We start from the raw sequence: 23,885 nt of genomic DNA on the forward strand, positions 1-23,885 counted from the left end.
TCCTAGATCCGGGTAGGATCATTCGGGATCCTCTTTGTAGTACCCAACCAATAGGTGGACCGAATAGTTAGCGTTCTTATTCTTGCTCGGGTCTATTGGGCGTAGCAGCAGAGGTTAACTCATTAACGCCTTTCAGATCTTCGCACGATCTTTGCACAACTGGTATAATTCCGAACTGAAACTCGTATCAATTGGCAATGATCTGGTCCAAAGCAATTCGTCAATTCTTCATCGGTGCGCTTACATCGTTATTCTGCATCAGCAGTTCAACGGTCCGGACCCAAACGATCTCGGGATCTTTCGAGTTTGAACCCAGTACCTCATTGCCAGAGCAAGTGGTCCTATGGAATACTTTCGGTGGAGAGCATACCAGGATCGATTCTGCTTTGGTGAGAAAGAATGCTACGTTCAGTTTTGAGGACCGTGCGTACGCCACTGGATTCTATCAGCTTACAGTCAATGATACCGACCTGGTCGATATCATTCTCGATCCGCACGAAACAGAACTGAACTTGCGCTTTAGCGGTAGGCCACTCCAAGAACATGTGCAGATCATCGCTTCATTGGAGAACCAGCGTTTGTGGGAGTATAAGGCAATTAGCAGGGATAGTCAGGAAAGGGCAAGGGATAATTTGAAGGCACGTAGCGGTTCTTCATACCATGATACTGTGGCCAGACAACGATTCGATAGCATTGATGCATCGATAATTGCGGCCAAACAATCGAATTTGGATCGTTTGATCGAACAGGATCCTTCAAGTTATTTTACGAAAATGGTGGTGGCCGATCGCCAACTTATGAGCTCCATACCAATGGGATTCGAGGCTATTCGCGATGCTTTTGATTGGTCCGATGGAGAATTGTTGCGAAGTGCTATTCACGATAAAGCTGTAATGGCCGTTCTGCAAAGTATTCCCATGGATATGGAGAATGGCTTGGTCAGGGTATGTGATTCGGTGCTTTTCTGGAGTGAACCTGATCTGGAGTGTTGGTCCCGAACACGTGCGTTGCTAATTGAACTGTTTGATCAATATGGCCCTGACCATGTAACGCAACATTTGGTCGATAGCTACGTGGTTGGAGAAAAGGTATTGGTTCCTCCGGATAACGACCTGCTGCGAATAGTAGCTGAATTGCTTCGCGTTACAGTTGGCGCAAAAGCACCTGATGGCAAATTGCCGGACCCATTAACTAAGGATACCACGGATATTGCAACCTTGCTTTCCACGGCAAAATACACTGCGCTCTTCTTTTATTCCAGTACGTGCGATCATTGTCACGATCAAATGCCCGGATTGCGCCAACTTTATGCGGATGAACATGGAAAAGGATTCGAGATTATTGGGATCGCTTTGGATGCGGATACGATGGAGTTCAAAGAAACGATCACGGTCGAAAAGCTGAATTGGCCCTGTTTTTCAGAACTGATCGGATGGGGTTCTCCACTCGCGAAGGCATATGCCGTAAGGTCAACACCAAGTTTCTTCCTGCTGTCAAGAGATGGTATCATCGTGGCGAAGCCAACGGACCATGAAGAACTTAGAGAGCTATTGGAAGGGTTGTTCTAGGAGGTGGTCAGAATTGGAAACTCCAGGTCCTATGGTCACTAGGCCATTCCAAGATCGGTGGCGGTGTAGTGAACAACCCAAAGACAGTTGAACCTGATCCAGACATTGCTGCGTGAAATGCACCGGCTTCGATCAACTTTTTGAAGGCCTGTTCCACTTGAGGATAGGTATTGAACACGTGATCCTCCATTACGTTCGGGATCAACTCACGGATCGCTGAGTTAGAAAAAGTAGAAACTGGCCCCTTGTTCATTAACCCGATCGCTTTATCCCAATTTGCTCCGAAAGAACGGCCCGTTGGTCTGGTATTGCGGTACACTTCCGGGGTTGGAACATGTAAACCAGGATTGACAATTAATACCCAATGACCTTTAAGATCCAGATCCAGTGAACGCAGTATTTCTCCTCGCCCTTCCGCAAGTTGAGGGCCATTGGTCAAAAAGAATGGGCAATCACTTCCAAGGGATGCAGCCAAGGAATGAAGTTCGTTAGTACTTATGCCGAGGTCCAACAAATTGTTCAACAATAGAAGTGTATGTGCAGCGTCGCTCGAACCACCTCCAAGTCCAGCCCCTAGTGGGACTACTTTGTGTAAGTGCAGTCGAATACCCGGCATTATTCGCGTAGCATAAAGTTTCTGGGCGGCACGCCAACACAGATCGCTTTCCAAGGTTCCGGCAATGGAAATACCCGTTCGTGTGTAGGATATTTCACCCTGGCCAAGACTAGGGTCCTTCACAGCTTCCAAAATATCCTGCAATGGAATCGGCACCATTGCGGTCTCAATATCATGAAACCCATCTTCGCGTTTGCGCACGACATTCAAGCCTAGATTGATCTTGGCATGTGGAAAGATGATCATATCGGGTCGCTAAGGTATTGGAGGAAATGATGGTTGGTCTAAAATGGTGTGGTCGGTTATTTCCATCCTCCTACCTTCGCTCTTCTTAACCAGTCCGTATGCAGACATTCTTGGAGTTTGAAAAGCCGATACAGAACATCATCGAGCAGATCGAAAAATTGAAGGACGTGGCTTCACAAGGTGAGGTGGATGTAAAGTCCACATTGAAAGACCTTGAGAAGAAATTGGCACAGACGCGGAAGTCAATTTACAGCGACCTAACACCTTGGGAACGTGTTCAAGTTAGCCGCCATCCGGATCGGCCATACACATTGAAGTATATCAATGAAATGAGCGACGGCACGTTCATAGAGCTGCACGGTGACCGTACGGTTAAGGACGATAAGGCAATGGTGGGTGGATTCGGTTCCTTGGATGGCCGAACGGTAATGTTCATTGGACAACAAAAAGGCGTTAATACGAAAATGCGTCAATTCCGGAATTTCGGAATGCCGAATCCTGAAGGTTATCGAAAAGCCTTACGGTTGATGAAGTTGGCTGAAAAGTTCAATAAACCCGTGGTGACATTGATCGATACGCCGGGAGCATTCCCGGGTCTCGAAGCAGAAGAACGCGGCCAAGGTGAGGCCATTGCCCGTAATTTGATCGAAATGATGCAATTACGTGTTCCAGTGATCTGCGTGATCATTGGCGAAGGCGCTTCAGGTGGTGCATTAGGGATCGGTATCGGTGATAAAGTTTTGATGATGGAGAATACGTGGTACTCGGTGATCTCTCCGGAATCATGCTCCTCCATTCTTTGGCGCTCATGGGATTATAAGGAGATCGCCGCAAGTGCGTTGAAGCTTACTGCTAAGGATATGCTTGCGAATAAATTGATCGATGGTATTATTAATGAGCCTGTCGGCGGTGCGCACGCAGATCCGGATGAGGCTTGCAAAAAAGTGCGGACTGAATTGAACAAGCAACTTGAACAGTTGGTGAAACTCGCGCCCGATAAGCTGGTGGAGCGGAGGATCAAGAAATTCTGTGAAATGGGTGTGGTGCTAAAAGGCAAGCCACTGCGCAATGCGAAAGGTGAAGTGATCTAGTACTGGGAACTGGATGGGCATCGTTCGAAGCTCAACGATTGTGAAGCGTTAATATCGTTCCCGCTTGTAGTGGTATGGTAACCGATCCAAGAATAGCACCGGAGTTCGGATCCAGCGTAAGCAATTGATCTCCGGATCCAATGTAAACAACTCCGGCAGCGGCTTCATAGGTCAAGGCATCGGCAGGTTGTAGAGCGATAGTGATCAGTGTACCTGTGGTTACATCAAATCGTTTTATTTCTCCCCCAACGGCGATGACGAATAGGGCATCATTGATCCGGGTTGTTGCCGTTATCTCATTTCCGGAGAAAACCTGCATCTCGAACGTTCCACCAAGTGTCGCATGACGTTCGGCGATCACGCCATCGCCATTTCTGTTGCCGAAGGTGAGGAATGTTTGCTCGGTCCTTCGATACATATCGATCAGGTCAAGGTCCAGTGGCCATTGCTCGTAGAGTGCTCCACTACTGCTGGCATACGTTACCAACTTGCGTTGCGGCAACGTATTGCTGCGTTGTTCATTCACAAGAATATCGCCAAGGAACAATGTGTTGTATGGTCTGAAATCCGGAATGGCAAGTGCCGTGAACTGTTGGGTTCCATTACCGGAATAGCCCCGAATGAATTGATCATTGCTACATAAATAAAGTTTCTTGTCGGTCGGATCAAGATCCAGACCAGTGAAATACGGATAGGGTAGAGCATTTGAATTATTCACTTGCCACTGACCGCTTGTTCCCGAGGTGGGGTAGGCGATCATTGGGTCATATTGTCCTCCAGCTATGTAGAGATGTTGTGTGCCACCATCGATAGCAGATCCATAGAATTCATTGATCATGGCAAACGTGGAGATCGATCCAACACTATCGATCTTGGCGATCAGGGCAGGGCTACTGCCGTTGGGTGGTGTTACGTAGATAGCGCGAAGTCTAAGCGGAGCTGCGTGTATGTTGATCGAATGGAAAGCGCGTCCTTCATTAGTACCATCGAATGCACGAGCGATCAATTTATAGGGTCCGCTCAGTATGCGCTCATCGGTGATGGTCAATTCGCGCTCGATCGTTACGCTCGTGCCAGCAAGATCGGCAGTAAATCCAGGAGCGATCGGAATATTGTTGTCATCCACGATCATCACGGACAAGCTCTCCAATGCTCTGTCATCCGTCACTTTTACACGAATGATGAACGCCGCAGGAACTTGAGCGGTGAACGAATTGCCGGGCAATTCGAATTCAACGTGCGGTGAATTCTCGTCCTTGTCTTTACGACAACTGGTTGAAAAGAGCAACAGAACGATCAATATCCACAAGATCCAACGCGTTGGCATTGCCGAAAGTTACGGTAGACCGCAACATTCATTTCGGGGATCAAAGATGTACACAGCATTTTTGTTGATCCTACGGAGAATAGTTGTAAACATTCCTGACCGATCGACAGGAGGATGGCTCTACATTTGACACCCCAATCCCCAAAAACAGTTCTGTTCAATGGATCGCTCGCACATATGTCGAGGGACACTGAATACGTTAGGTGGGTTAAGCAATGAATGGCTGAGATATCTACACCAAGATCATTTGATAAGCAACGAGGAGTAGCGCGTCGGCAAGCGTCTTCATTGATGGATACGGCGATAGAAGCTGGTAAGCTTCCACCACAAGCTCCGGAATTGGAACAGGCCGTTCTGGGTGCGTTGATGCTGGAAAGGAATGCCGTGAACGAAGCGATCGATATCCTGCAACCGGAGAGCTTCTATGTGGAAGCACATCGCAAGATCTTTGATGCCATTCTTGGTCTGTTCCGGAATGATCAACCGATCGACATCCTCACGGTCACGGAGGAATTGAAAAAGCGCGGCGAGCTTGATGTCGTAGGTGGACCATTCTACATCAGCCAACTCACGAACAAAGTTGCAAGCAGTGCCAACGTGCAGTACCACGCACGCATCATCAGCCAAAAACATATCCTCCGTGAATTGATCCGCATCAGTTCCGATACAATGCGCGATGCATACGAGGATAGTGCCGACGTATTCGATCTGCTGGACAAGACAGAACAAGATCTGTATACCGTAACCAGTGGAAACCTGAAACGGAACTACGAACCCATGAGCGATCTGATACAGGGAGCCATTGAGCAGATCGAGAACGCGAAGACCAAGACCGGTGGCGTTAGCGGTGTTCCTACAGGTTTCGTGCAATTGGATAAGCTCACAGCAGGTTGGCAACGCAGTGATATGGTGATCGTGGCGGCACGACCAGCAATGGGAAAAACATCCTTCGTGCTCAGCATGGCCCGGAATATCGCGGTTGAACATAAACGTGCCGTTGCAGTGTTCAGCTTGGAAATGAGCAGCACGCAGTTGGTCACACGTTTGATCGCAAGTGAAGCAGGGATCAGTTCAGAGAAATTGCGGAAAGGAGATCTCACGGATAGCGAGTTCACCATCCTGCACCAACATATTGCACGTCTTACCAATGCGCCCATCTATATTGATGATACGCCGGGCTTGAATATCTTCGAGCTACGCGCTAAGGCCCGCAGATTGAAAAGCCAGCACAATGTGGATCTGATCATCATTGATTACCTGCAGCTTATGACCGCTGGTGGGGATAGCAAAGGGGGTAACCGGGAACAGGAGATCAGTAGTATTTCGCGTTCCATAAAAAGTATCGCCAAGGAATTGGATATTCCCATCATTGCACTCTCACAGCTAAGTCGTGCAGTGGAAACACGCGGTGGTGATAAGCGACCGATGTTGAGCGATCTCCGTGAATCGGGCGCTATTGAGCAGGACGCGGATATCGTTTGTTTCCTGTATCGGCCTGAGTATTACAAGATCTACGAGGATGAACATGGTAGTACGCTTGGCGTGGGTGAGGTGATCGTGGCCAAGCATAGGAATGGTGCAATAGATACCGTTAGGCTTCGTTTCATTCCTGAGTTGGCTAAATTTGCTGACCTGGAGACCATGTCCGGTGGTTTCGGGAATGATGGCATGGGAATGGATGAGGATGGTGGAAATGCCTTCCGCACTGTTACCCGCCAAAGCCGCATGAACGATGAAAACGATTTCGACGACGCTGCACCGTTCTAACTTCCTTCGGTTCTCCGTTGTAGTTCTCTTCTTGCTGGTGGGAGGGCGGACCTTCGCTACCAAACTGTTGATCCCCATGGACAATAGCCAGCGGGATCATCTCAAAGCATATGGTATCGCTTTTTGGACCTTACAACAGGATCTTCCGATTGACTGGTTACTGAACTACAGAGGTGGTAGCTTTCTCATCGATCATTACCTGACCTTGGAGCAGGAATGCACCATACGCGGGGTAACCTACCAAGTGATCGCCGACGGTCAAGCTGCACTGATCCTGCAGGAGATCAGCGATCCTGAGGCGAATATGGAGGCTGTGAAATTGGAGAAGGTGCCCAAGATCGCCGTGTATGCTCCCGAATCATTTCAACCGTGGGACGATGCTGTTACCATGGTCATGACCTATGCGGAAATACCATATGAACGCATCTATGACAAAGAGATCATTGGTGGTGCATTGCCACAATTCGATTGGCTCCATTTGCATCACGAGGATTTTACTGGTCAGTACGGTAAATTCTATCGAACCTACCGCAGTGCACCTTGGTACATCGAGAACGTTCGGGAAAGCGAAGAGATGGCAGGTGGTCTTGGATTTGCCAAAGTGAGTCAAATGAAACTTGCTGTGGCATTGAAGATCCGGGATTACGTGAGTGGTGGTGGTTACCTCTTCACCATGTGTTCGGGAACGGATTCATATGACATTGCATTAGCCGCAGAAGGTGTTGATATTTGTGCTCCTGAGTTCGATCATGACCCTATTGATCCGCAGGTACAACAAAAGATCGACTTCAATAAAGCATTCGCATTCAAGGATTTCAAATTGATCACGGATCCCATGGTCTACGAATTCTCTGATATCGATGCTACGGATATCCATAGCAGGATCGGGCAGGAGCGCGATTTTTTCACGCTCTTCGACTTCAGTGCCAAATGGGATGTGGTGCCTACGATGCTCTGCCAGAGCCATGAGCAAGTGGTCCGCGGTTTCATGGGCCAGACCACCGCATTCCGAGGCAACTTGGTGAAACCTGGTGTTACGGTAATGGGTGAGAACAAAGCGCAGAGCACGGTGAAATACATTCATGGTGAATTCGGTCTTGGACAATGGACTTTCTATGGTGGCCACGACCCCGAGGACTATCAGCATATGGTGGGCGATCCGCCCACGGACCTGAGCCTGCACCCTAATTCTGCAGGCTATCGTTTGATCCTGAACAATATCCTCTTTCCCGCTGCGCGGAAGAAGAAGCAGAAGACCTGAGAAGTTTTTTAGTGCTCCATATAGCTGATCGCGACCGTTGACGCCCATGCATTGTGTTCGGATAGCACGTGTTTTGAGGTGATTTCCGAGATTGATCCGGATCACGTACCTTTAGCAGTGAACCAAACCCTCATTCAAAATGAAACGAACACTACTTTTTGCTTTTTCCGCAACCCTACTGTTTGCCGCCAATGCGCAAACAGTGATCTATTCAGACGACTTCGAGTCGTATGCAGCTGGTGATATGGTGGCCGCAACCAACCCCACGAACTGGGCGATCTGGGCCGGTGGTGCTGATCAAGTAATTTCGACGGCTTTTGCAAACAGCGGAACTAACAGTATTGCGTGCATTGCAACCGCTGCAGCCGGTGGACCGGGCGACCTATTGCTACGCTTAGGCGATAAAACAACAGGTTCATATGCCCTTACTTGGAACATGTATGTTCCAACGGGTAAAGGCGGTTACTTCAATATTCAACACATTGAGATCCCTGCGGCTGGGTCCTTCGCTGCGGAAGTGATCTTACAGGATGGAGGGGCTATTTCAGGTATGGCCGCTGGTGATTCCATAACTGGAACTTACCCACAGGATGCATGGTTCAGCGTTGCCATGGCATTTGATCTGACGGCAATGACCGCTGTGATCATGGTGGACGGGAATATGGTTTCTTCGTTCGCCTTCAATACCCTTACTGATGGTGCTGCCGGCCCGAACCAACTCGGATCGATCGACTTCTTTTCATATGGAGGAGGTACACCGACGGTCGGTGAGTTCTACGTTGATGATGTAGTTTACGTGGACATGAGCACTGATATTAGTGTCGGTGAGAATTCCGCAAGTAATGCGGTGAGCATTTATCCGGTGCCTGCGGATAACGTATTGTCCATCGCCAATGGAAATGGCAACGGAGCAGCTTCTTGGCAATTGATCGATCTGAACGGTCGCGTGGTCATGACCGCAGGGCACACGGTTGCTGCTGGAACTACGGACCATGTTGATATCAGCGGCTTGGCTTCCGGTATCTATATGATGGAGATCGAGTCGGGCAATATGCGTGAAAGACATCGTATTGTGCGCAATTGATACGTGAATAGAACCATAACAAAAGAACCCTGCCTATCAGCGGGGTTCTTTAGTTATGGAAGTTTCACCTGCACCTAGGATCCGGTCGACCCAATGGACTGCAAACAACAAAGAAATCGTGGCGATCACAATTCAATACTATTTTTCCCGACCTAACACGCCGGGTTCATTAGATTTGTCCCTACAACAAATAGCATGGACCTTAGTAAGATCATTTCCATTTCAGGTAAGCCCGGTCTTTATCGCATTGTAGCGCAGGGCAGGCAAGCACTCATCGTTGAATCGCTGACGGACAATAAGCGTGCTCCTGTGCACAGCAGTGTTAAAGTGAGCTCGTTGGACGAGATCAGTATGTTCACCACCGGTGAGGATGTGCCTTTGGCGAAAGTGTTGGAGAGCTTGCATAAAGTGGAGAGTGGTAAGGCCAGCTTGGATCCTAAGAACGCGGACGACGATAAATTATTCAAGAAATTGGGTGAAGCGCTTCCCGAGCATGATCGCGATCGTATCTACCCAAGTGATGTACGCAAGCTGTTCACCTGGTATGGTCAATTGTTGAAAGCTGGTGAATTCGACAAGAAAGAAGAGAAAAAGAAAAAGAGCGACGCCAAGGACGGGGACAAGAAGACCAAGTCCAAGAAAGCAGCAAAAGGAACCGACGAACCGGTAATAAAGAAGGCGAAAAAAGCCGCTGCTCCGAAAAAGCCAGCCGGTACTTCCAAAGCGAAAGCAACTACCATGCGTAAATCCGCGCAACGCGGTGGTTAAATGACTCCGGTAACAAGTGCCGCCCGTACGTTCCTGCCGGTTGCGCTGAGGATAGAGGACTGGAATTCCGTTGCTACGTATTTCAAGGAATTGCATGAGCGCAGTATAACATCGCGCCATGAATTGGAACGCTGGTTGAAAGACCTGAGCGAACTGGATGCGGCACTATCCGAAGAAGGTGCTTGGCGGTATATCCGCATGACCTCGGATACCCGTGATGATGCAGTGAGCAAACGTTACAATGCATTCGTTAGCGAAGTGCTTCCAGAGGTGGAGCAATGGACCGATAAATTGCAACGGAAGCTCATGGCCGATCCACATGTGGAAGGTCTGAACGGCGAAGGATATCCTGTTTATCTCCGTGGCATCCGTGAACAATTGCGCATTTTCCGTGAAGCGAACGTGCCTTTACAGGCCGAATTGCGATCCATGGCACAGGAGTACGGCACCATCATGGGTGCTATGAATGTGCAGTGGAAAGGAGAGACCATTACGCTGCCGAAAGCAGGTGCTATCCTTGAAAGTACGGATCGCGATGAGCGCGAAGCCATTTATCGCTTGATCGCTGAGCGTCGTGCTTTGGACACGGTTAAACTCGATGAGCTGTTCACCGCAATGGTGAAGAAACGTCAGCAAGTTGCGGTCAACGCCGGCTTCGATAATTTCCGTGACTATATGTATAGCGCTCTGGGGCGCTTCGATCACACTCCCGCAGATGCTGTTGCGTTCCATGAAAGCGTTGAAAAGGAAGTGGTGCCTGTTATGGACCGCTTGGCAAAAGAGCGTAAGACCGCTTTGGGTGTTGCGTCATTGCGCCCTTGGGACCTTGCTGTCGACCCATTGGGTAGAGCACCTTTACGGCCATTCGATTCACCGGATGAATTGGCGGATCTCGCTATTTCAGTGTTTGAGGAATTGGATCCGTACTTCGCCGATTGCTTGCGTGAGATGCGCACCATGGGACGTTTGGACCTTGGATCGCGGGATGGAAAGGCGCCGGGTGGCTACAATTATCCGCTCTACGAAACAGGTCCGCCGTTCATCTTCATGAATGCAGTTGGCACCACCAGTGATGTGATCACCATGGTGCATGAAGGGGGGCATGCAGTGCATTCGTTCCTAACGCATCCGTTGCCAATTACCGGGTTCAAGAACTTCCCAAGTGAAGTGGCCGAGTTGGCAAGTATGAGCATGGAGTTGCTCACCATGGAGCATTGGCACCTTATTTATACCGATCCGGAAGAGCTGCGCCGTGCGAAACGTGATCAATTGGAACGCGTTCTTTCGATCCTGCCGTGGGTGGCAACAGTGGATGCTTTTCAACATGCGATCTATACACATCCCGAATGGACCATCAAGGAACGGTCAAAGGCTTGGGTGGAGATCCATCAGCGCTTTGGCGGCGACGTTGTCGATTGGAGTGGGCTTGATAAAGTACGCGCTACACTTTGGCATAAACAGCTCCATATTTTCGAAGGACCGTTCTACTACATCGAGTACGCCATTGCCCAATTGGGAGCTATCGGTGTATGGCGCAACTACAAAAAGAACCCTACTGAAGCGTTGCACATGTATACCGATGCGCTGAAACTCGGCTATACCCGAACGTTGCCGGAGATCTACGCTAAGGCCGGTATTTCTTTCGACCTATCCGTATCCAACGTCCACGAACTGATCACGTTCGTTCGAGAAGAGCTGGATCGTTTATAATGGTATCCGGTCAGGATCCATTCCACGATATCAAGAGTAGGGGTAAGTGAGTTGGCGACCAGCGGCGTTTCGCCCTAGATTTGCAAGCATACACTTCTTACATCTTATCTATGCTACAACGTTATTCTTCCATTTCCCGTGTTCTGATCTTAGCCCTGTTGGTGGGAACTGTTGCCTTGTTCGTTGCTTGGAAAGATGGCAGGTTACCAGAAGCGAAAGCATACCATAGCGCGGCGGAATTGAAGGACTATCGTGATGCAGGGCTACCTCTATCTGAAGCAACGAACCACTATTTCGCGGCAAGTGGAAAATGTAGTGGTTGTCACGGAAAGGACATCGTGAATAATTATGCAGGAGTGGATGAGGACGGTGTTGATGTGAACGTTGCTGATGATTGGCGCAGTACCATGATGGCCAACGCGGCACATGATCCATTCTGGCGTGCGAAGGTCAGTCATGAAGTAACTGTGAACCCAGCACATAAAGAAGAATTGGAGGATAAATGCACGAGCTGTCATGCTCCAATGGGCCGCTATGATGAGTTTTTCAGGACGGGGGGACATTATACCATGGATACCTTGGCCACGGATTCAATGGGACTTGATGGGGTGAGCTGCTTGGCTTGCCACATGCAAAGTCCTGATAGTATCGGACTTCACTTTTCAGGTAAGATCCTATTCGATACGAACCGCGTAGCCTATGGTCCGTATCTGGAGGTATTCGGTGCGCCAATGACCAGCTTCGTTGGATACGATCCTATGTATGGTGCCCATATTAATGATGCTGGTCTATGTGCAGGTTGCCACACGTTGCTTACTGAGACAGCGGATCTTTCCGGTGCGCTTACGGGTGATGAATTCGTGGAGCAGGCTACGTACCATGAGTGGGTGAATTCGATCTATGATACCGATGCCAATCCAGAGGGTGGAATAACGTGCCAGGGTTGCCACGTTCCGCGAATTGATGATGCCGTTGTGATCTCTGCGAACTACCTCTTTCTGCAAGGCAAAAGCCCATTTGGTCTCCACCATTTTGCCGGTGCGAATACATTCATGTTGGGTCTTCTCCGGGACAATAGCGCAGCACTGGGTCTCACAGCAAGTACGACACAATTCGACAGCACCATCGCACGGTCGGATAACATGTTGAAGCAAAAGTCGGCCCTTCTGGACCTGAACGTGATCTCGCGTGATGCCGATACTGCATTCATTGATCTCACATTGACCAACCTGGCTGGACATAAATTTCCATCGGGTTATCCTGCGCGAAGAGCTTTTGTGGAAATAATCGTATTAAGTGCCGAAAATGATACGCTTTTCCACAGTGGCGGATGGAATAGCGATTACGAGGTCATGGGGCACGATGCTAGTTGGGAACCCCATCATGATGTGATCACTTCGCCAGACCAGGCACAGATCTACGAAATGGTCATGGGTGATGTGAACGGTAATAAGACCACGGTCCTTGAACGAGCTAAAGAACCGTTGAAGGACAATCGTTTGACCCCTATCGGATTCACCACATCGAATTACGCGTATGATACTGTTCTGATCGCAGGTGTTCCCGTTACTGATATTGACTTCAATAAAAGTAGTACGGGTGTGGAGGGTAGCGGAACGGATAAGGTGCATTACCACGTGCCTATGAATGGGCACACAGGGCTTATCCGGGTAGTTTCGAACTTGTGGTACCAGAGTGCGCCGCCGCGTTGGATGGAAGAGATGTTCGCGTTCAACACAAATGATATCGATACGTTCAGGGACATGTATGAAGCGGCAGACCCCTCTCCTGTGCTCGTGAAGGACGTCGAGGTCATCGATCAGACCATTGCCGTAGATGATCTGCGGGAACTCGGTGTGCGGATCTTTCCTAATCCGGTCAATAACGGTTTGTTACAGATCGAAGGTATTACCGATAAGGTGAATTCCATCGATGTGTTCGATATGAGCGGGGCACGAGTGGCCGGGCATATACCGAATGGTTCAGGTAAATGGCAGTTGCAGTTGTCTGAGCGGACCGGCACATACCTTGTGATCGTGAGTACGGATACGCGTAAATATGTTGAACGCGTAGTGGTTCTGTAATCCACCCCAAGTATAGATCGGCCTAGGTCGAATAACCGACTTTTCGTTAACATTGACCTATGATCAAACGCTCGCTCGTTGCAGTTGTTCTTTCAGCAACTTCCATTCTTCATCTTTCTGCACAGGATATCGTGGTCCAGTCCATTATCGATGCATTGCAGATCGATTCCATGATCCATTATGTGGAAGAGATCAGCGGTGAAACACCGATCGATATCGGGAATGGTCCCGAGCTGATCGTGAATCGGAACAAATTCAATCCAGGTAATGCCGTGGCACAGGCGTATTTGGAACAGAAGCTGACCCAATTCGGCTATACACCCACGGTCCAAACGTTCAGCGCAACGGGTGGCAACGTGGTAGCTACGAAGGTAGGTAGTCTATATCCTGACGAGTACGTAGTTCTATGCGCGCATTTCGATGCGCTACCAGCAGGTACGGGACCGGCGCCAGCTGCGGATGACGACGGCAGTGGCACAGGCGCATTATTGGAAGCTGCTCGCGTACTGCATGATATCCCCTTCGCGTATTCCATCGTATTCGGATTTTGGGACGAAGAGGAACAGGGCTTGGTAGGCAGTGCCTTTTGGGCAGGCTCACAAGCCGCGAACGATGTAGTGATCAAGGGTGTCGTGAACATGGATGCGATCGCCTATGATGGCAATGCAGATCGCAAGGCACGCGTACACGTACGACCGATCGCTAATTCATTGGACATTTCTGATACCGTGGTTGCGGTGCTGGACCGGTATAATTTCGATATCGACCTGATCGTGACCAACCCAGGAGCGACGTACAGCGATCATGCGTCGTTCTGGAATGAAGGATATGGCGCGGTGTTGATGATCGAAGAGTTCACCAATGATGGTAATCCGACCTACCACACACAGAATGATCGCGTGGAATTCTTCGATGTTCCCTATTACGAAGAGCTTGCGAAACTTTCCATCGCGTCGTTCGCAATACTGGCTATTCCATACGGTCTTCCTACAGCAGTAAGTGAAATTGCTGTTTCGAAGCCTACGTTGTTTGCTTTCCCGAATCCTGCCTCAGTAGATGCTCAGTTGTGGCTTGATGTTCCTGTTAGTGATCGGTATTCGATCCGACTTGTGGATGCATTGGGCAAGGAGGTAGCGTTGTTGCACGATGGCGTTCTGGCACAGGGCAAACATGTGATCCAGCTTCCGATGGCATCTGTGGCACCGGGTACCTATTCCGTTCAGGCCAGACCAGAGAACGGGAAAGCGATCAACCTGCGTGTGATGCGCGCGTTCTGATCACTGCTTCGCGAACGCGTGAGCTGACTTTTTCCCAGCAATGTGCGTTAGGATCAATAGGTAATTTCCTGCTGATAATTCGTGTACATCAAGCTCGAACGAAGAAGTTCCGCTGACGTTTTCGGACAACACGATCCGGCCATCGAGTGCCATTATTGCGACCGCTTCAACCTCCGCTAAAGGTGTTGAAATGTTCAGCATCGTTTCCACTGGAACTGGGAAAATATGTACATCAAGATCATTCGTGAACGCATTGATGCCGTTAGGATCCAACACGGTAATTGTTCCGAATTGTGTTGCACTATGTCCTGTTTGCGTGCAGTGATATTGGTAGAACCCAGGGATCGTGAATGCGGTTGAATATGTCCAAGTTCCCTGTGCCGGTTCGCCGGATGTGAACCCTTCCGGATTGTCCGGATAGAGCGCCGTTGTTCCAGCGACATTGTGCCAACCATTCACCTGATGCCATTCAACGCTATCGCCCAGGTCAATCGTAAGGAACTGAGGCTGGTAGTAGGGTGCAGGCCCACTCAGCATGTTCCCACCAACTTCCACTTGATAGGTGGTTTGCCCAACTAGCGTGATCGGCAGAAGACAAGCAAGGGCCAGCGCATAGTTCATGACCTGCTGCATTAACGATAGTTCAACATGCGTGCATCGATATAACGCAGAACTTTTTCCATCAGATGTACCCGGTCCTTCCCACGTACGTTGTGCTCATGCCCCGGATAATCGAAAAAATCCACTTGCGTTCCACTGTCCACGCAAGCTTTTAAGAAACTGAAACTGTGCTCCGGTAGAACTACAGGGTCAACGCCTCCGGTGATCAACAGGAGGTCTTCTTGTAATTTATCCGCAAGCAGTGGTAGTGTTGTTGCCTCATAGCCTTTTGGATTTTCTTTGGGTGTATCCATGTACCGTTCTCCGTACATCACTTCATAAAGGCTCCAATCCATAACAGGGCCACCAGCCACACCCACCTTGAAAACTCCGGGATAACGTGTAAGCATTGCGGTGGTCATATGGCCTCCAAAGCTCCAGCCATGCACTGCGATACGCGTGCTATCCACATAGGGCAATGCTTTCAACCAATCCACACCGCGCATCTGGTCGTTTACCTCGGTGATACCCAATTGCCGGTGTATGATCTGTTCGAAATCACGTCCGCGTTCGCTGCTACCGTGACCATCCACGGTCCAGACCAGATAGCCGCGTTCAGCCGCTTCGATCATCCATAGCGAGGCACCTCCCAAGAATGAATTGCGGACCAGTTGTACATGCGTGCCGCCGTACACGTAGATCAATACCGGGTAGCGGGTGTTCTCATCGAAATAACTTGGTTTGATCAGACGAGCGTTCAGCATGTCGCCATTCTCCCCGGGGATGGTTAGTAGTTCCATTGTACCCTTGGTCACTTCCGCGAGCGGGTCTTTTGAATTGATCAACGTTTTCATGATGCTGCCGTTCTTGGCGTCGATCAGTTCAGTCCGACCAGGTACCATCATGCTGCTCCAGGTGTCGATCAACGTGGCACCATCACTGCTCAGCTGGCCGCTGTGCTTACCAGCCTCTTTTGTTAGACGCGTGGTTTTTCCACTGCGCAATTCAACACGGTACAAATGGGTATCCATAGCACCAGTGGGTCTGCCTGCTTCGATCTCGCCGGAACCGTCCACTATGACGAATGTCTCCAGTGGATCCATGCCAACTATGTTCTGCACGACCCAATTCCCTTTCGTCAATTGACGGACCATTCCTTTGTTGAGGTCATAGAGATAAAGGTGCGGCCACCCATCGCGCTGGCTCCACCAGATGTACTGAGTGGGTTTGGTCTTGAGGAATTTCGCAGGTTGCTGAGGTTCCAAATATTTATCGTCATGTTCCGTGAGGAGCGTACCAACGGGCTTGCCGGTCTCGACACTATAGCGAACCACTTTCAAATTCTCCGTTGCGCGATCCAAATGAACAACTTGTAAATGTGCACCGTCGTGTTCCCATGCAATGTTGGTGAGATACTGGTCTGCGGGAGCGCCGGTGTTCAAGATGATCTTCTTGCCGGAACGCAGGTCGTACACACCGATCGTAACGTGATGGCTTGTTTGGCCGGCCATGGGGTAGCGGATCACGTTGAAGGTGCTTGGTTTCGTGCTGATATCCTCTAACATATATTCGGTGACCATGCTTTCATCCATCCGATAAAAGGCAAGCACATTTCCCTTCGGACCCCAGAACGTGCCTTTCGTAATTCCATATTCATCGCGGTGTACGCTCTTGCCATTTACGATCCCTTCTCCACCATCCGTCGTAATGCGCACGCTTCGGCCACCTCCTTTGCGGATCACGAAAACGTCATCATCCACGGTATAGGCAATACTTCCTTGCACGGGGTCATAGTCTTCGTTCGCTGCCTCTGCCGGCAATGAATGTGTTACCTCAATCCTTTTGGCTCCCTGCTCGTAGCGGAACATCTTGCCATCGTGCATAAAATGGAAATGGGTTCCATCCTCCCACGTTACAGCCGGTAAACGGCGCAGCTCCGTGCTGTCCGGAATTGATGCGTTCAAGTCGCGCAACGTTACGAAAGGACGATCCATGCTCTTGCCCAGTGTTCCGATCATAAGCGCACTGTCATTTACGTAACTGTAGGTGCTGGTTCCTTCAACCCATTGAAGTCCGCGCAAGCGTTCGGGTGCGTAATCGGAACCGGCTTTCAGTATGGATTCACTCAACGTTAGCTGGTGTTGCGCGCTGCTGAACGTGGGTGTGAAGAAGGCAAGAAGTAGGAAAAACAGAATGGTGCGTTGGTTCATGCGAAGTGGATTGGATCTCTATGTTGAATGGCCGGTACTGCGAAGATGCACAAATGCACAGAGAGGGGCGTTATTGTTGTTCTATCTGGTCTTTGGAATGGTCTTTCTTCCAGAGCATGATCCATGCCATGGGTATTGCACGATCCGGTATGATCACAGAATATTCACTTCGCGCTCCAGATCAACGCCGAATTTTTCCTTTACGCTTTGTAGGACCTTGGTGCTTAGATCGAAGATCTCCTTGCCGGTGGCACTGCCCTTGTTTACCAATACCAGCGCTTGCTTATCGTGTACGCCGTGTGTGCCTGCGTCATAGCCCTTCAAACCCGCTTTTTCGATCAACCAACCCGCAGCGAGTTTCACCAGCCCGTCACCTGCGGGGTAGACCGCAGCATCTGGAAAGTCTTTTTTGATCTTCTCCGCTAATTCCTTCGCAACGACCGGATTCTTAAAAAAGCTACCCGCATTGCCCAGCACTTTGGGGTCCGGTAATTTGCTGCTTCGGATGGCGATCACCGCATTGCTCACATCGTTAATGGTTGGTTCCAAGATGCCCATTTGCTCCAATTCCTGGGATATAGTACCGTAGCTCGTGTTGAGTATGTGCTTTTTATCCAATCGGAAGGTGACGCTAACGATCACATACTGGTCCTTCCCTGCACGTTTGAAAAAGCTCTCCCGATAACCGAATTGGCAAGCTTCACGATCGAACGTGACCAGTTCACCATCCGCAAGGCGATAAGCCTCCAGCTCCACGAAGTTGTCCTTGATCTCTACGCCATACGCACCGATGTTCTGCATGGGAGCTGCACCCACCTTTCCGGGGATCAACGAAAGGTTCTCGATACCGCCCCAACCATTTTCAACACAATGCAATACGAACTGGTGCCAACCAACGCCTGCACCTGCTTTTACAACCACGTTTTCGTCATCTTCTTTAACGACCGTAATTCCCGGAATTTCATTCAGCAACACCACGCCGGGAAAATCCTGTGTGAACAGGATATTACTTCCGCCTCCCAAGAACAAGCGCGGCATACCCGCAACTTCGGGCATGTTCAGCAATGTGGCCAATTGCGCGGTGCTGTTAAAACGACCGAAAAGCAACGCATGGGCCGCAATGCCGAAGGTGTTGTGTTGGGTAAGTGGATAATTGCTTTGTAGTTGCATAGTACGATCGCGCAGTGCAAGTTTACGATCGTGCTATTCTGCGGAAGAAGATCCGGGTTCCCCATTTATCCACATGGAGTAGGGAAGTGGTAGAAATTTGGGATGGGCTTTTTGTGCGTTATTGAATGCAAAACCGATTAACAAAATTTTCACATATCGATTTTCATTTGTACATTGAGCGAAATGTCAGTGCAAGTACACTATAAAAACTTGCTACGAAGTTCAATCTTCGTGCTCGGCTCAAAGCGAGACTTCGAGACTTCGAGACTTCGAGACTTCGAGACTTCGAGCTAAAATGGCTGCTAAAAGTAAGCGCCACACCTTACATTACTTCAAATAAAAAGCCCCCGATGCTAGAAACATCGAGGGCCGGTCGCTCTTGTCCCACTAATCCCTACTAAAGAAAAAACGAAACAGAACATTGCAAAGATAACTACCCAAATAGTACGCCGAGCGAAGTCGAGGAGCACTATTTAGGAGTACCCGCCGAACAACAGTAAGCCGGTACACGCCCCAAGCGGTGACTTGGGCGAGCACGATGGAATTGGTCGATGCCATGCGATGCTTGTATTTTGAAAAGACCGATATGGCCGGACAGTCGCTGGTCATCATGAACGGAGCGACGCAATCAGTGTCGCCAATGAACGAATGCATTTCTCAAGAGGTCACATTAGCTGGTACGTAACTAAAACGGTTGTTTGTTTCCTAATGTCCCTTAATTCCTTCTACTCAATTGGGCAAAATCTCGTGCCTAACCCCAGTCTTGAATTGAATGATTCCTGTCCTCAGTCTTGTTGCTTCACGGTAGGGAATCAGCCGCTCTATTGGAGGGCATGGAAATCAAGCCCTGACTATTTTCATGGTTGTGCGGAGATCGATCCATTTTCGTCGGTTTCAGTACCGTACAATGTCGCGGGTTTCCAACATGCGCAAGAAAGTGAGGCTTACGCCGGTCTTGTGGCCTATTCGGAGTTCAATAACTACAGGGAGTACATTGGAGTATCTCTGCTGGAACCGTTGGAAGTAGGGCACCGGTACCAAGTTTCTTTTTGGACCAATTTGGCCTATGGTGGTCAAGTCGAGATCACTACTTCCGGTTGCAACAATGTGGGCGCTTTGTTCACGAATCTGAACGAGGAGCAATTTGCTCCGCCTGGACCGATCGAATTTCGGAACTATGCCCATGTGTACTCCACGGAAGTATTGCTGGACACAGTGAGCTGGACATTGGTTGAAGGGTCTTTCGTCGCCGATAGTGCCTACCAGTACTTGGTGATCGGTAATTTCTTCGAGAACGACCTCACGGAACATGTGCCGGTGGTCTCAAGCTTTCAGGAAGTTGCCTACGTCTACATCGACAACGTTCACGTCACGGAGGATGACTCCACCGTGGGAATGCCGTATGAGGATGTCACACAATTTTGCCTTGTGGACAACGACAACGGAAGTGTCGTTATCCGGTGGCCGCATGAGCTTGGGTTGGGTGTACGCATTCTGGACTCTGGTGGACGACTTGTATGGTCCCGGTCTGCGGTTCAGGACGAGGTGATAGTTCAAACATCGAACTGGCCGAGTGGTTTGTATTGCGGCGTATTACAAGGAGAAGGAAGAACTGCATTCGTAAAATTCATGGTGCGATGAGATTGTCCGGAGAATCTGAACCGAACAATGAAACATTTAAAACTTGCCTTAGTGTGCGGCCTAACCTTTGTCACGCTGAGTTGCTTTGCTCAAGATTGGCACGAAGGCGCTCCCGGACCAGGTAACCCTGTTACCGATCCAGTGAACTACGTTGGTTGCAACATCGACGCGACTGAGTCTTTAAAACTCAAGACCATTCCGGAGTTAGAGATTGAAATGTTTACGAACGACGTAAAACGTTTCGCATTATTGCCAGATGCCACCTACACAGTAGGAGGTAGTAGCGTGGTTGCTGATGGTTTCATCCTGCACAGCCCCGATGTTGATGCGTTCTACACCAGCGGTGCGCCTGGCCCATTCAGCTTGGAGCATTTGGCTGCGGCCACTAACAGTGATTATGAAGATGCTTACCGCGACTGGGCGCAAACAGGCACCACGTACACAGGCGGCGGAACTATGGGTTATGTAGGCTTAAAGGAAGACGGCCAGAGCTACACCGACCTTGTGATCCAAGTGGCCAAGCGGGATGGCGACACAGCTCCGGATCATATCAGCTTGTTGTTCACCAGTGAACTCAATGGCAGTTCCACTGGAGGTGCAGATAGCCAAGAGGGCCTAGAAGGCATGCGCCTAACCGCAGTAAGTAATGATGATGTGAATGTCGGTATTGGTAATTTCAATGCGATAGCTGGTGAACCCCTCGATCGTTTGGATGTTGGCACTGGTAAAGTGCGAATTCGGCAACTACCTAGCGACGCAGATAGTGAAAGCGACGAGGTAGTGACGGTGGATATGACAACCGGTTTGATCGAGCACCGTCCGGCTAGCGACTTTCTGGGTGGCTGTGAGTGGACACTTCCGGGTGGCGCAGGAACAAATTCAAATGTTGCTACCGCATATCCAAGTAATCCAGGTTGTCCGCAAGAAGATCGTGGTGTAGGTATTGGTATTTGGAACCCACTATATAAGCTCCATGTAAAACATTCGGCTGCGGATGCGAGCTTTAGCGGAGGTTTGATGGTGAATTATCTCGGGAACTCAGCTGGTACAACGTATGGCATTAATACCGTGGTGGAACCAGTATCTGGTTCAAGCATGGGTACTGTAACTGGGATCAGATCGGTTGTAACAGGTCTAGAAACCGGTGGCACCGGGATAACCGCTGAGATCACAGCCCAGCCAACCGGTGGTGCATCAACAGAAATTATTGGTGTATCAGGTAAAGCGACTGCACCTGTTAGTGGGACGCTAACAAGAGCGTATGGAATTAGAGGCTTAGTTAATACTGAAGGTAGCACAATAACGAATGCATGGGGTTTACATGCTGCGGTTATAGGCTCCGGTAGCGCTACGTCTACTTATGGTGTATATGCCGAGGCAAATAGTACAGGAACGGTTGCGAATTCCTATGGCGTTCTTGGTTGGGCTCGAAAAGGCACAAAACGTTACAGTGTGTATGGTTGGGGTCCTGGTCAAGGATCAGACGATTGGGCTGGATTTTTTCCGGGCCGGACTTATACACCGGGAGGGAATTGGACATCATCGGACGAGAGCCTGAAGTCCAACATCGAGGATATTGAAAGCGCCTCTGAAAGGCTGTTGCAATTGAACCCGAAAACGTATGTTTTCAATGTTGATCAATACCCAAGTATGGGTCTGCCTCAAGAGCAACAATATGGATTCTTGGCGCAAGAGTTGGAAACTGTATTTCCAGAAATGGTGATGCAAACATCTCAACCAGCAATGGTGGATAGTGTAGGTAATGAGATCTATGCAGCCATTCCTTTTAAAGCGGTTAATTTGAGTGGTTTGACGCCCTACCTCGTAGCCGCGTTCCAAGAACAGCAGCAACAACTCGCCGATGCAGAAGCCACCAATGATGCACTGAATGATCAGTTGCAGCAGGTCATGGATCGGTTGGATGCAATGGAGCAGAGTGTTGCAAATTGCTGCGCATCTCATGGTGCAATTCAGAATGGTGGTGTAGAGATCGATGAAAAAACGTTGAACTCAAATGACCGTTACCTCCGTATTGCTCCGAATCCATTCGAAACGCAAACCACTATTTTCTACCAATTGGATCAGGGTGGTCGCATGCAGTTAGTCGCTAACAGTGCAGATGGCAAGCAATTGCAAGTGCTGCAAGAGGCTAGCTTGGAGGCAGGCAATTACCAATACGAGTGGGCAACCGGTGATCTAGCACCTGGTGTGTACTACATTACGTTGTTGGTTGACGCTAAGCCCATAACCAAACGTGTTGTGAAGATCCTGCGATAGTATAGCGAGAAAGTGACGTAGCGCAAAACGAACGGCCCGCAGCATAACGCCCCGGGCCGTTCCTTTGCACCCATGCCTCGCCGCGCCATTGTCGCTGTTACCAATGACCTGAGTACCGACAACCGGGTACACCGTACCTGCACCGTATTGCGGGAGTTGGGGTATGACGTATTGCTTGTAGGTCGTGTTTTGCCGGGTAGTGCGCCGTTGGAAAGGCCGTATGCAACGCGGCGAATGCGCTTGTTCTTCAGCAAAGGAGCGCTGTTCTATGCCGAATACAACCTGCGGCTGTTCTGGCTTTTACTGCGCGAAAAAAGCGATCTGCTAGTAGCGAATGACCTCGATACCTTGCTGGCGAACTACTTGGTAGCTCGGTTACGCAGCAAGCAGCTAGTTTACGACAGCCACGAGTACTTTACTGAGGTCCCGGAGCTGGTGGAGAGGCCCGGCGTAAGGCGCGTCTGGCTGGGCATTGAGCGTTGGATCTTTCCGAAACTGAAGCATGTGGTAACCGTGAACGATAGCATTGCCGATGCTTACAAGGAACGGTATGGCATACGACCGGCAGTGGTGCGCAATATCCCCATGCACCGCGATCTTGGGCCGTTGCCTTCCAGGTCGGATCTTGGGCTGCCAGCGGATAATTTCATTTTGATCATGCAAGGCAGTGGGATCAATGTGCAGCGCGGTGCGGAAGAAGCTGTGTTGGCCATGAAAGAACTCCCCGATGCCCTGTTGCTGCTCGTGGGTGGGGGAGATGCTTGGCCCGTGCTGCAGAAGATGGTTGCTGCGGAAGGGTTGCAGGAACGTGTGCGCCTGATCACGCGCATGCCTTATGAGCAGATGATGCAATACACCCGGAATGCGGATCTCGGCTTATCGCTGGATAAGGATACCAACCTGAACTATCGTTTTAGCCTGCCGAATAAGTTGTTCGATTATTTCCGCGCCCACATTCCTGTTCTTGCTACGGATCTGCCTGAGGTTGCGGCAATTGTGAGACGGTATGATGCAGGTATTGTTCTCCCCGCTCCGGAACCCGACCTTATCGTAGGGGCAGTACGAACATTGATCGGTGATGAAGTTCGTCGCAAGGCATTGCGCCAAAACTCTATTTTCGCGGCCAATTCGCTGAATGGCGAACGTGAAACGGAAGCGTTGAAAGCGCTTTTCCAATTTGGCTGATCA

General features: G+C 49.8%; 17 protein-coding genes. 12 read left to right on the plus strand and 5 right to left on the minus strand.

Going from position 1 to position 23,885, the window contains the following annotated elements; translation table 11 throughout:
• The first annotated feature begins 197 nt into the window (after positions 1–197).
• On the plus strand, positions 198–1,568 hold the full coding sequence (locus IPF95_09130; protein MBK6474858.1) for a TlpA family protein disulfide reductase: 1,371 nt from the start codon (positions 198–200) through the stop codon (positions 1,566–1,568).
• A gap of 7 nt (positions 1,569–1,575) precedes the next feature.
• On the opposite strand, the gene ispE is transcribed toward IPF95_09130, so the two are convergent.
• Positions 1,576–2,430, minus strand: a complete 855-nt coding sequence (gene ispE / locus IPF95_09135; protein ID MBK6474859.1) for a 4-(cytidine 5'-diphospho)-2-C-methyl-D-erythritol kinase — start codon at positions 2,428–2,430, stop codon at positions 1,576–1,578.
• A gap of 98 nt (positions 2,431–2,528) precedes the next feature.
• Here ispE and IPF95_09140 point away from each other — a divergent pair, with 98 nt between their 5' ends.
• Positions 2,529–3,521: an acetyl-CoA carboxylase carboxyltransferase subunit alpha gene (locus IPF95_09140; protein MBK6474860.1), complete on the plus strand. Its 993-nt coding sequence runs from the start codon at positions 2,529–2,531 to the stop codon at positions 3,519–3,521.
• A gap of 31 nt (positions 3,522–3,552) precedes the next feature.
• On the opposite strand, the gene IPF95_09145 is transcribed toward IPF95_09140, so the two are convergent.
• A complete protein-coding gene (locus IPF95_09145; GenBank protein ID MBK6474861.1) occupies positions 3,553–4,848 on the minus strand; it encodes a hypothetical protein in 1,296 nt (431 codons plus the stop codon).
• Positions 4,849–5,139: 291 nt separating this feature from the next.
• Here IPF95_09145 and dnaB point away from each other — a divergent pair, with 291 nt between their 5' ends.
• From dnaB to IPF95_09180, 7 genes are all read left to right on the plus strand, one after another.
• On the plus strand, positions 5,140–6,615 hold the full coding sequence (dnaB, locus tag IPF95_09150; GenBank protein ID MBK6474862.1) for a replicative DNA helicase: 1,476 nt from the start codon (positions 5,140–5,142) through the stop codon (positions 6,613–6,615).
• Positions 6,581–7,876 (plus strand): asparagine synthetase B, encoded by a 1,296-nt coding sequence (locus IPF95_09155; protein MBK6474863.1) that lies wholly within the window; start codon positions 6,581–6,583, stop codon positions 7,874–7,876. The genes dnaB and IPF95_09155 overlap by 35 nt, the downstream gene beginning before the upstream one ends.
• Positions 7,877–8,015: 139 nt before the next feature.
• On the plus strand, positions 8,016–8,960 hold the full coding sequence (locus IPF95_09160) for a T9SS type A sorting domain-containing protein (GenBank protein ID MBK6474864.1): 945 nt from the start codon (positions 8,016–8,018) through the stop codon (positions 8,958–8,960).
• 195 nt (positions 8,961–9,155) lie between these two features.
• A complete protein-coding gene (locus IPF95_09165) occupies positions 9,156–9,728 on the plus strand; it encodes a DUF5606 domain-containing protein (GenBank protein ID MBK6474865.1) in 573 nt (190 codons plus the stop codon).
• Entirely contained in the window at positions 9,729–11,438 is a 1,710-nt protein-coding gene (locus IPF95_09170; protein ID MBK6474866.1) for a M3 family oligoendopeptidase, read from the plus strand.
• A 110-nt stretch (positions 11,439–11,548) separates the two neighbouring features.
• Positions 11,549–13,522, plus strand: coding sequence for a T9SS type A sorting domain-containing protein (locus tag IPF95_09175; protein MBK6474867.1), 1,974 nt, complete (start codon positions 11,549–11,551; stop codon positions 13,520–13,522).
• A gap of 59 nt (positions 13,523–13,581) precedes the next feature.
• Positions 13,582–14,799: a Zn-dependent exopeptidase M28 gene (locus IPF95_09180; GenBank protein MBK6474868.1), complete on the plus strand. Its 1,218-nt coding sequence runs from the start codon at positions 13,582–13,584 to the stop codon at positions 14,797–14,799.
• Here the strand turns inward: IPF95_09180 and IPF95_09185 are convergent, their stop codons facing one another.
• The 3 genes from IPF95_09185 to murB form a co-directional block, all read right to left on the minus strand.
• A complete protein-coding gene (locus IPF95_09185; GenBank protein MBK6474869.1) occupies positions 14,800–15,432 on the minus strand; it encodes a T9SS type A sorting domain-containing protein in 633 nt (210 codons plus the stop codon). It abuts the gene before it with no gap.
• Positions 15,432–17,609 carry a DPP IV N-terminal domain-containing protein gene (locus IPF95_09190; protein ID MBK6474870.1) on the minus strand — a complete coding sequence of 726 codons (2,178 nt, stop codon included), beginning with the start codon at positions 17,607–17,609 and terminating at the stop codon, positions 15,432–15,434. Before IPF95_09190 ends, IPF95_09185 begins: the two co-directional genes overlap by 1 nt.
• A gap of 153 nt (positions 17,610–17,762) precedes the next feature.
• On the minus strand, positions 17,763–18,779 hold the full coding sequence (murB, locus tag IPF95_09195) for a UDP-N-acetylmuramate dehydrogenase (protein ID MBK6474871.1): 1,017 nt from the start codon (positions 18,777–18,779) through the stop codon (positions 17,763–17,765).
• A 747-nt stretch (positions 18,780–19,526) separates the two neighbouring features.
• Here murB and IPF95_09200 point away from each other — a divergent pair.
• The 3 genes from IPF95_09200 (at position 19,527) to IPF95_09210 (ending at position 23,882) form a co-directional block, all read left to right on the plus strand.
• On the plus strand, positions 19,527–20,420 hold the full coding sequence (locus IPF95_09200) for a hypothetical protein (protein MBK6474872.1): 894 nt from the start codon (positions 19,527–19,529) through the stop codon (positions 20,418–20,420).
• 27 nt (positions 20,421–20,447) lie between these two features.
• Entirely contained in the window at positions 20,448–22,697 is a 2,250-nt protein-coding gene (locus tag IPF95_09205) for a tail fiber domain-containing protein (GenBank protein MBK6474873.1), read from the plus strand.
• A 72-nt stretch (positions 22,698–22,769) separates the two neighbouring features.
• Positions 22,770–23,882 (plus strand): glycosyltransferase, encoded by a 1,113-nt coding sequence (locus IPF95_09210; protein MBK6474874.1) that lies wholly within the window; start codon positions 22,770–22,772, stop codon positions 23,880–23,882.
• Positions 23,883–23,885 lie beyond the last annotated feature (3 nt).

Source organism: Flavobacteriales bacterium, assembly GCA_016704485.1.
Taxonomy (GTDB): domain Bacteria; phylum Bacteroidota; class Bacteroidia; order Flavobacteriales_F; family PHOS-HE28; genus PHOS-HE28.

Bases quoted from the DNA above. Each gene is read 5' to 3' on its own strand.
- IPF95_09130 (MBK6474858.1), top strand. From the start codon at position 198: ATGATCTGGTCCAAAGCAATTCGTCAATTCTTCATCGGTGCGCTTACA.
- ispE (MBK6474859.1), bottom strand. From the start codon at position 2,430: ATGATCATCTTTCCACATGCCAAGATCAATCTAGGCTTGAATGTCGTG.
- IPF95_09140 (MBK6474860.1), top strand. From the start codon at position 2,529: ATGCAGACATTCTTGGAGTTTGAAAAGCCGATACAGAACATCATCGAG.
- IPF95_09145 (MBK6474861.1), bottom strand. From the start codon at position 4,848: ATGCCAACGCGTTGGATCTTGTGGATATTGATCGTTCTGTTGCTCTTT.
- dnaB (MBK6474862.1), top strand. From the start codon at position 5,140: ATGGATACGGCGATAGAAGCTGGTAAGCTTCCACCACAAGCTCCGGAA.
- IPF95_09155 (MBK6474863.1), top strand. From the start codon at position 6,581: ATGAAAACGATTTCGACGACGCTGCACCGTTCTAACTTCCTTCGGTTC.
- IPF95_09160 (MBK6474864.1), top strand. From the start codon at position 8,016: ATGAAACGAACACTACTTTTTGCTTTTTCCGCAACCCTACTGTTTGCC.
- IPF95_09165 (MBK6474865.1), top strand. From the start codon at position 9,156: ATGGACCTTAGTAAGATCATTTCCATTTCAGGTAAGCCCGGTCTTTAT.
- IPF95_09170 (MBK6474866.1), top strand. From the start codon at position 9,729: ATGACTCCGGTAACAAGTGCCGCCCGTACGTTCCTGCCGGTTGCGCTG.
- IPF95_09175 (MBK6474867.1), top strand. From the start codon at position 11,549: ATGCTACAACGTTATTCTTCCATTTCCCGTGTTCTGATCTTAGCCCTG.
- IPF95_09180 (MBK6474868.1), top strand. From the start codon at position 13,582: ATGATCAAACGCTCGCTCGTTGCAGTTGTTCTTTCAGCAACTTCCATT.
- IPF95_09185 (MBK6474869.1), bottom strand. From the start codon at position 15,432: ATGCAGCAGGTCATGAACTATGCGCTGGCCCTTGCTTGTCTTCTGCCG.
- IPF95_09190 (MBK6474870.1), bottom strand. From the start codon at position 17,609: ATGAACCAACGCACCATTCTGTTTTTCCTACTTCTTGCCTTCTTCACA.
- murB (MBK6474871.1), bottom strand. From the start codon at position 18,779: ATGCAACTACAAAGCAATTATCCACTTACCCAACACAACACCTTCGGC.
- IPF95_09205 (MBK6474873.1), top strand. From the start codon at position 20,448: ATGAAACATTTAAAACTTGCCTTAGTGTGCGGCCTAACCTTTGTCACG.
- IPF95_09210 (MBK6474874.1), top strand. From the start codon at position 22,770: ATGCCTCGCCGCGCCATTGTCGCTGTTACCAATGACCTGAGTACCGAC.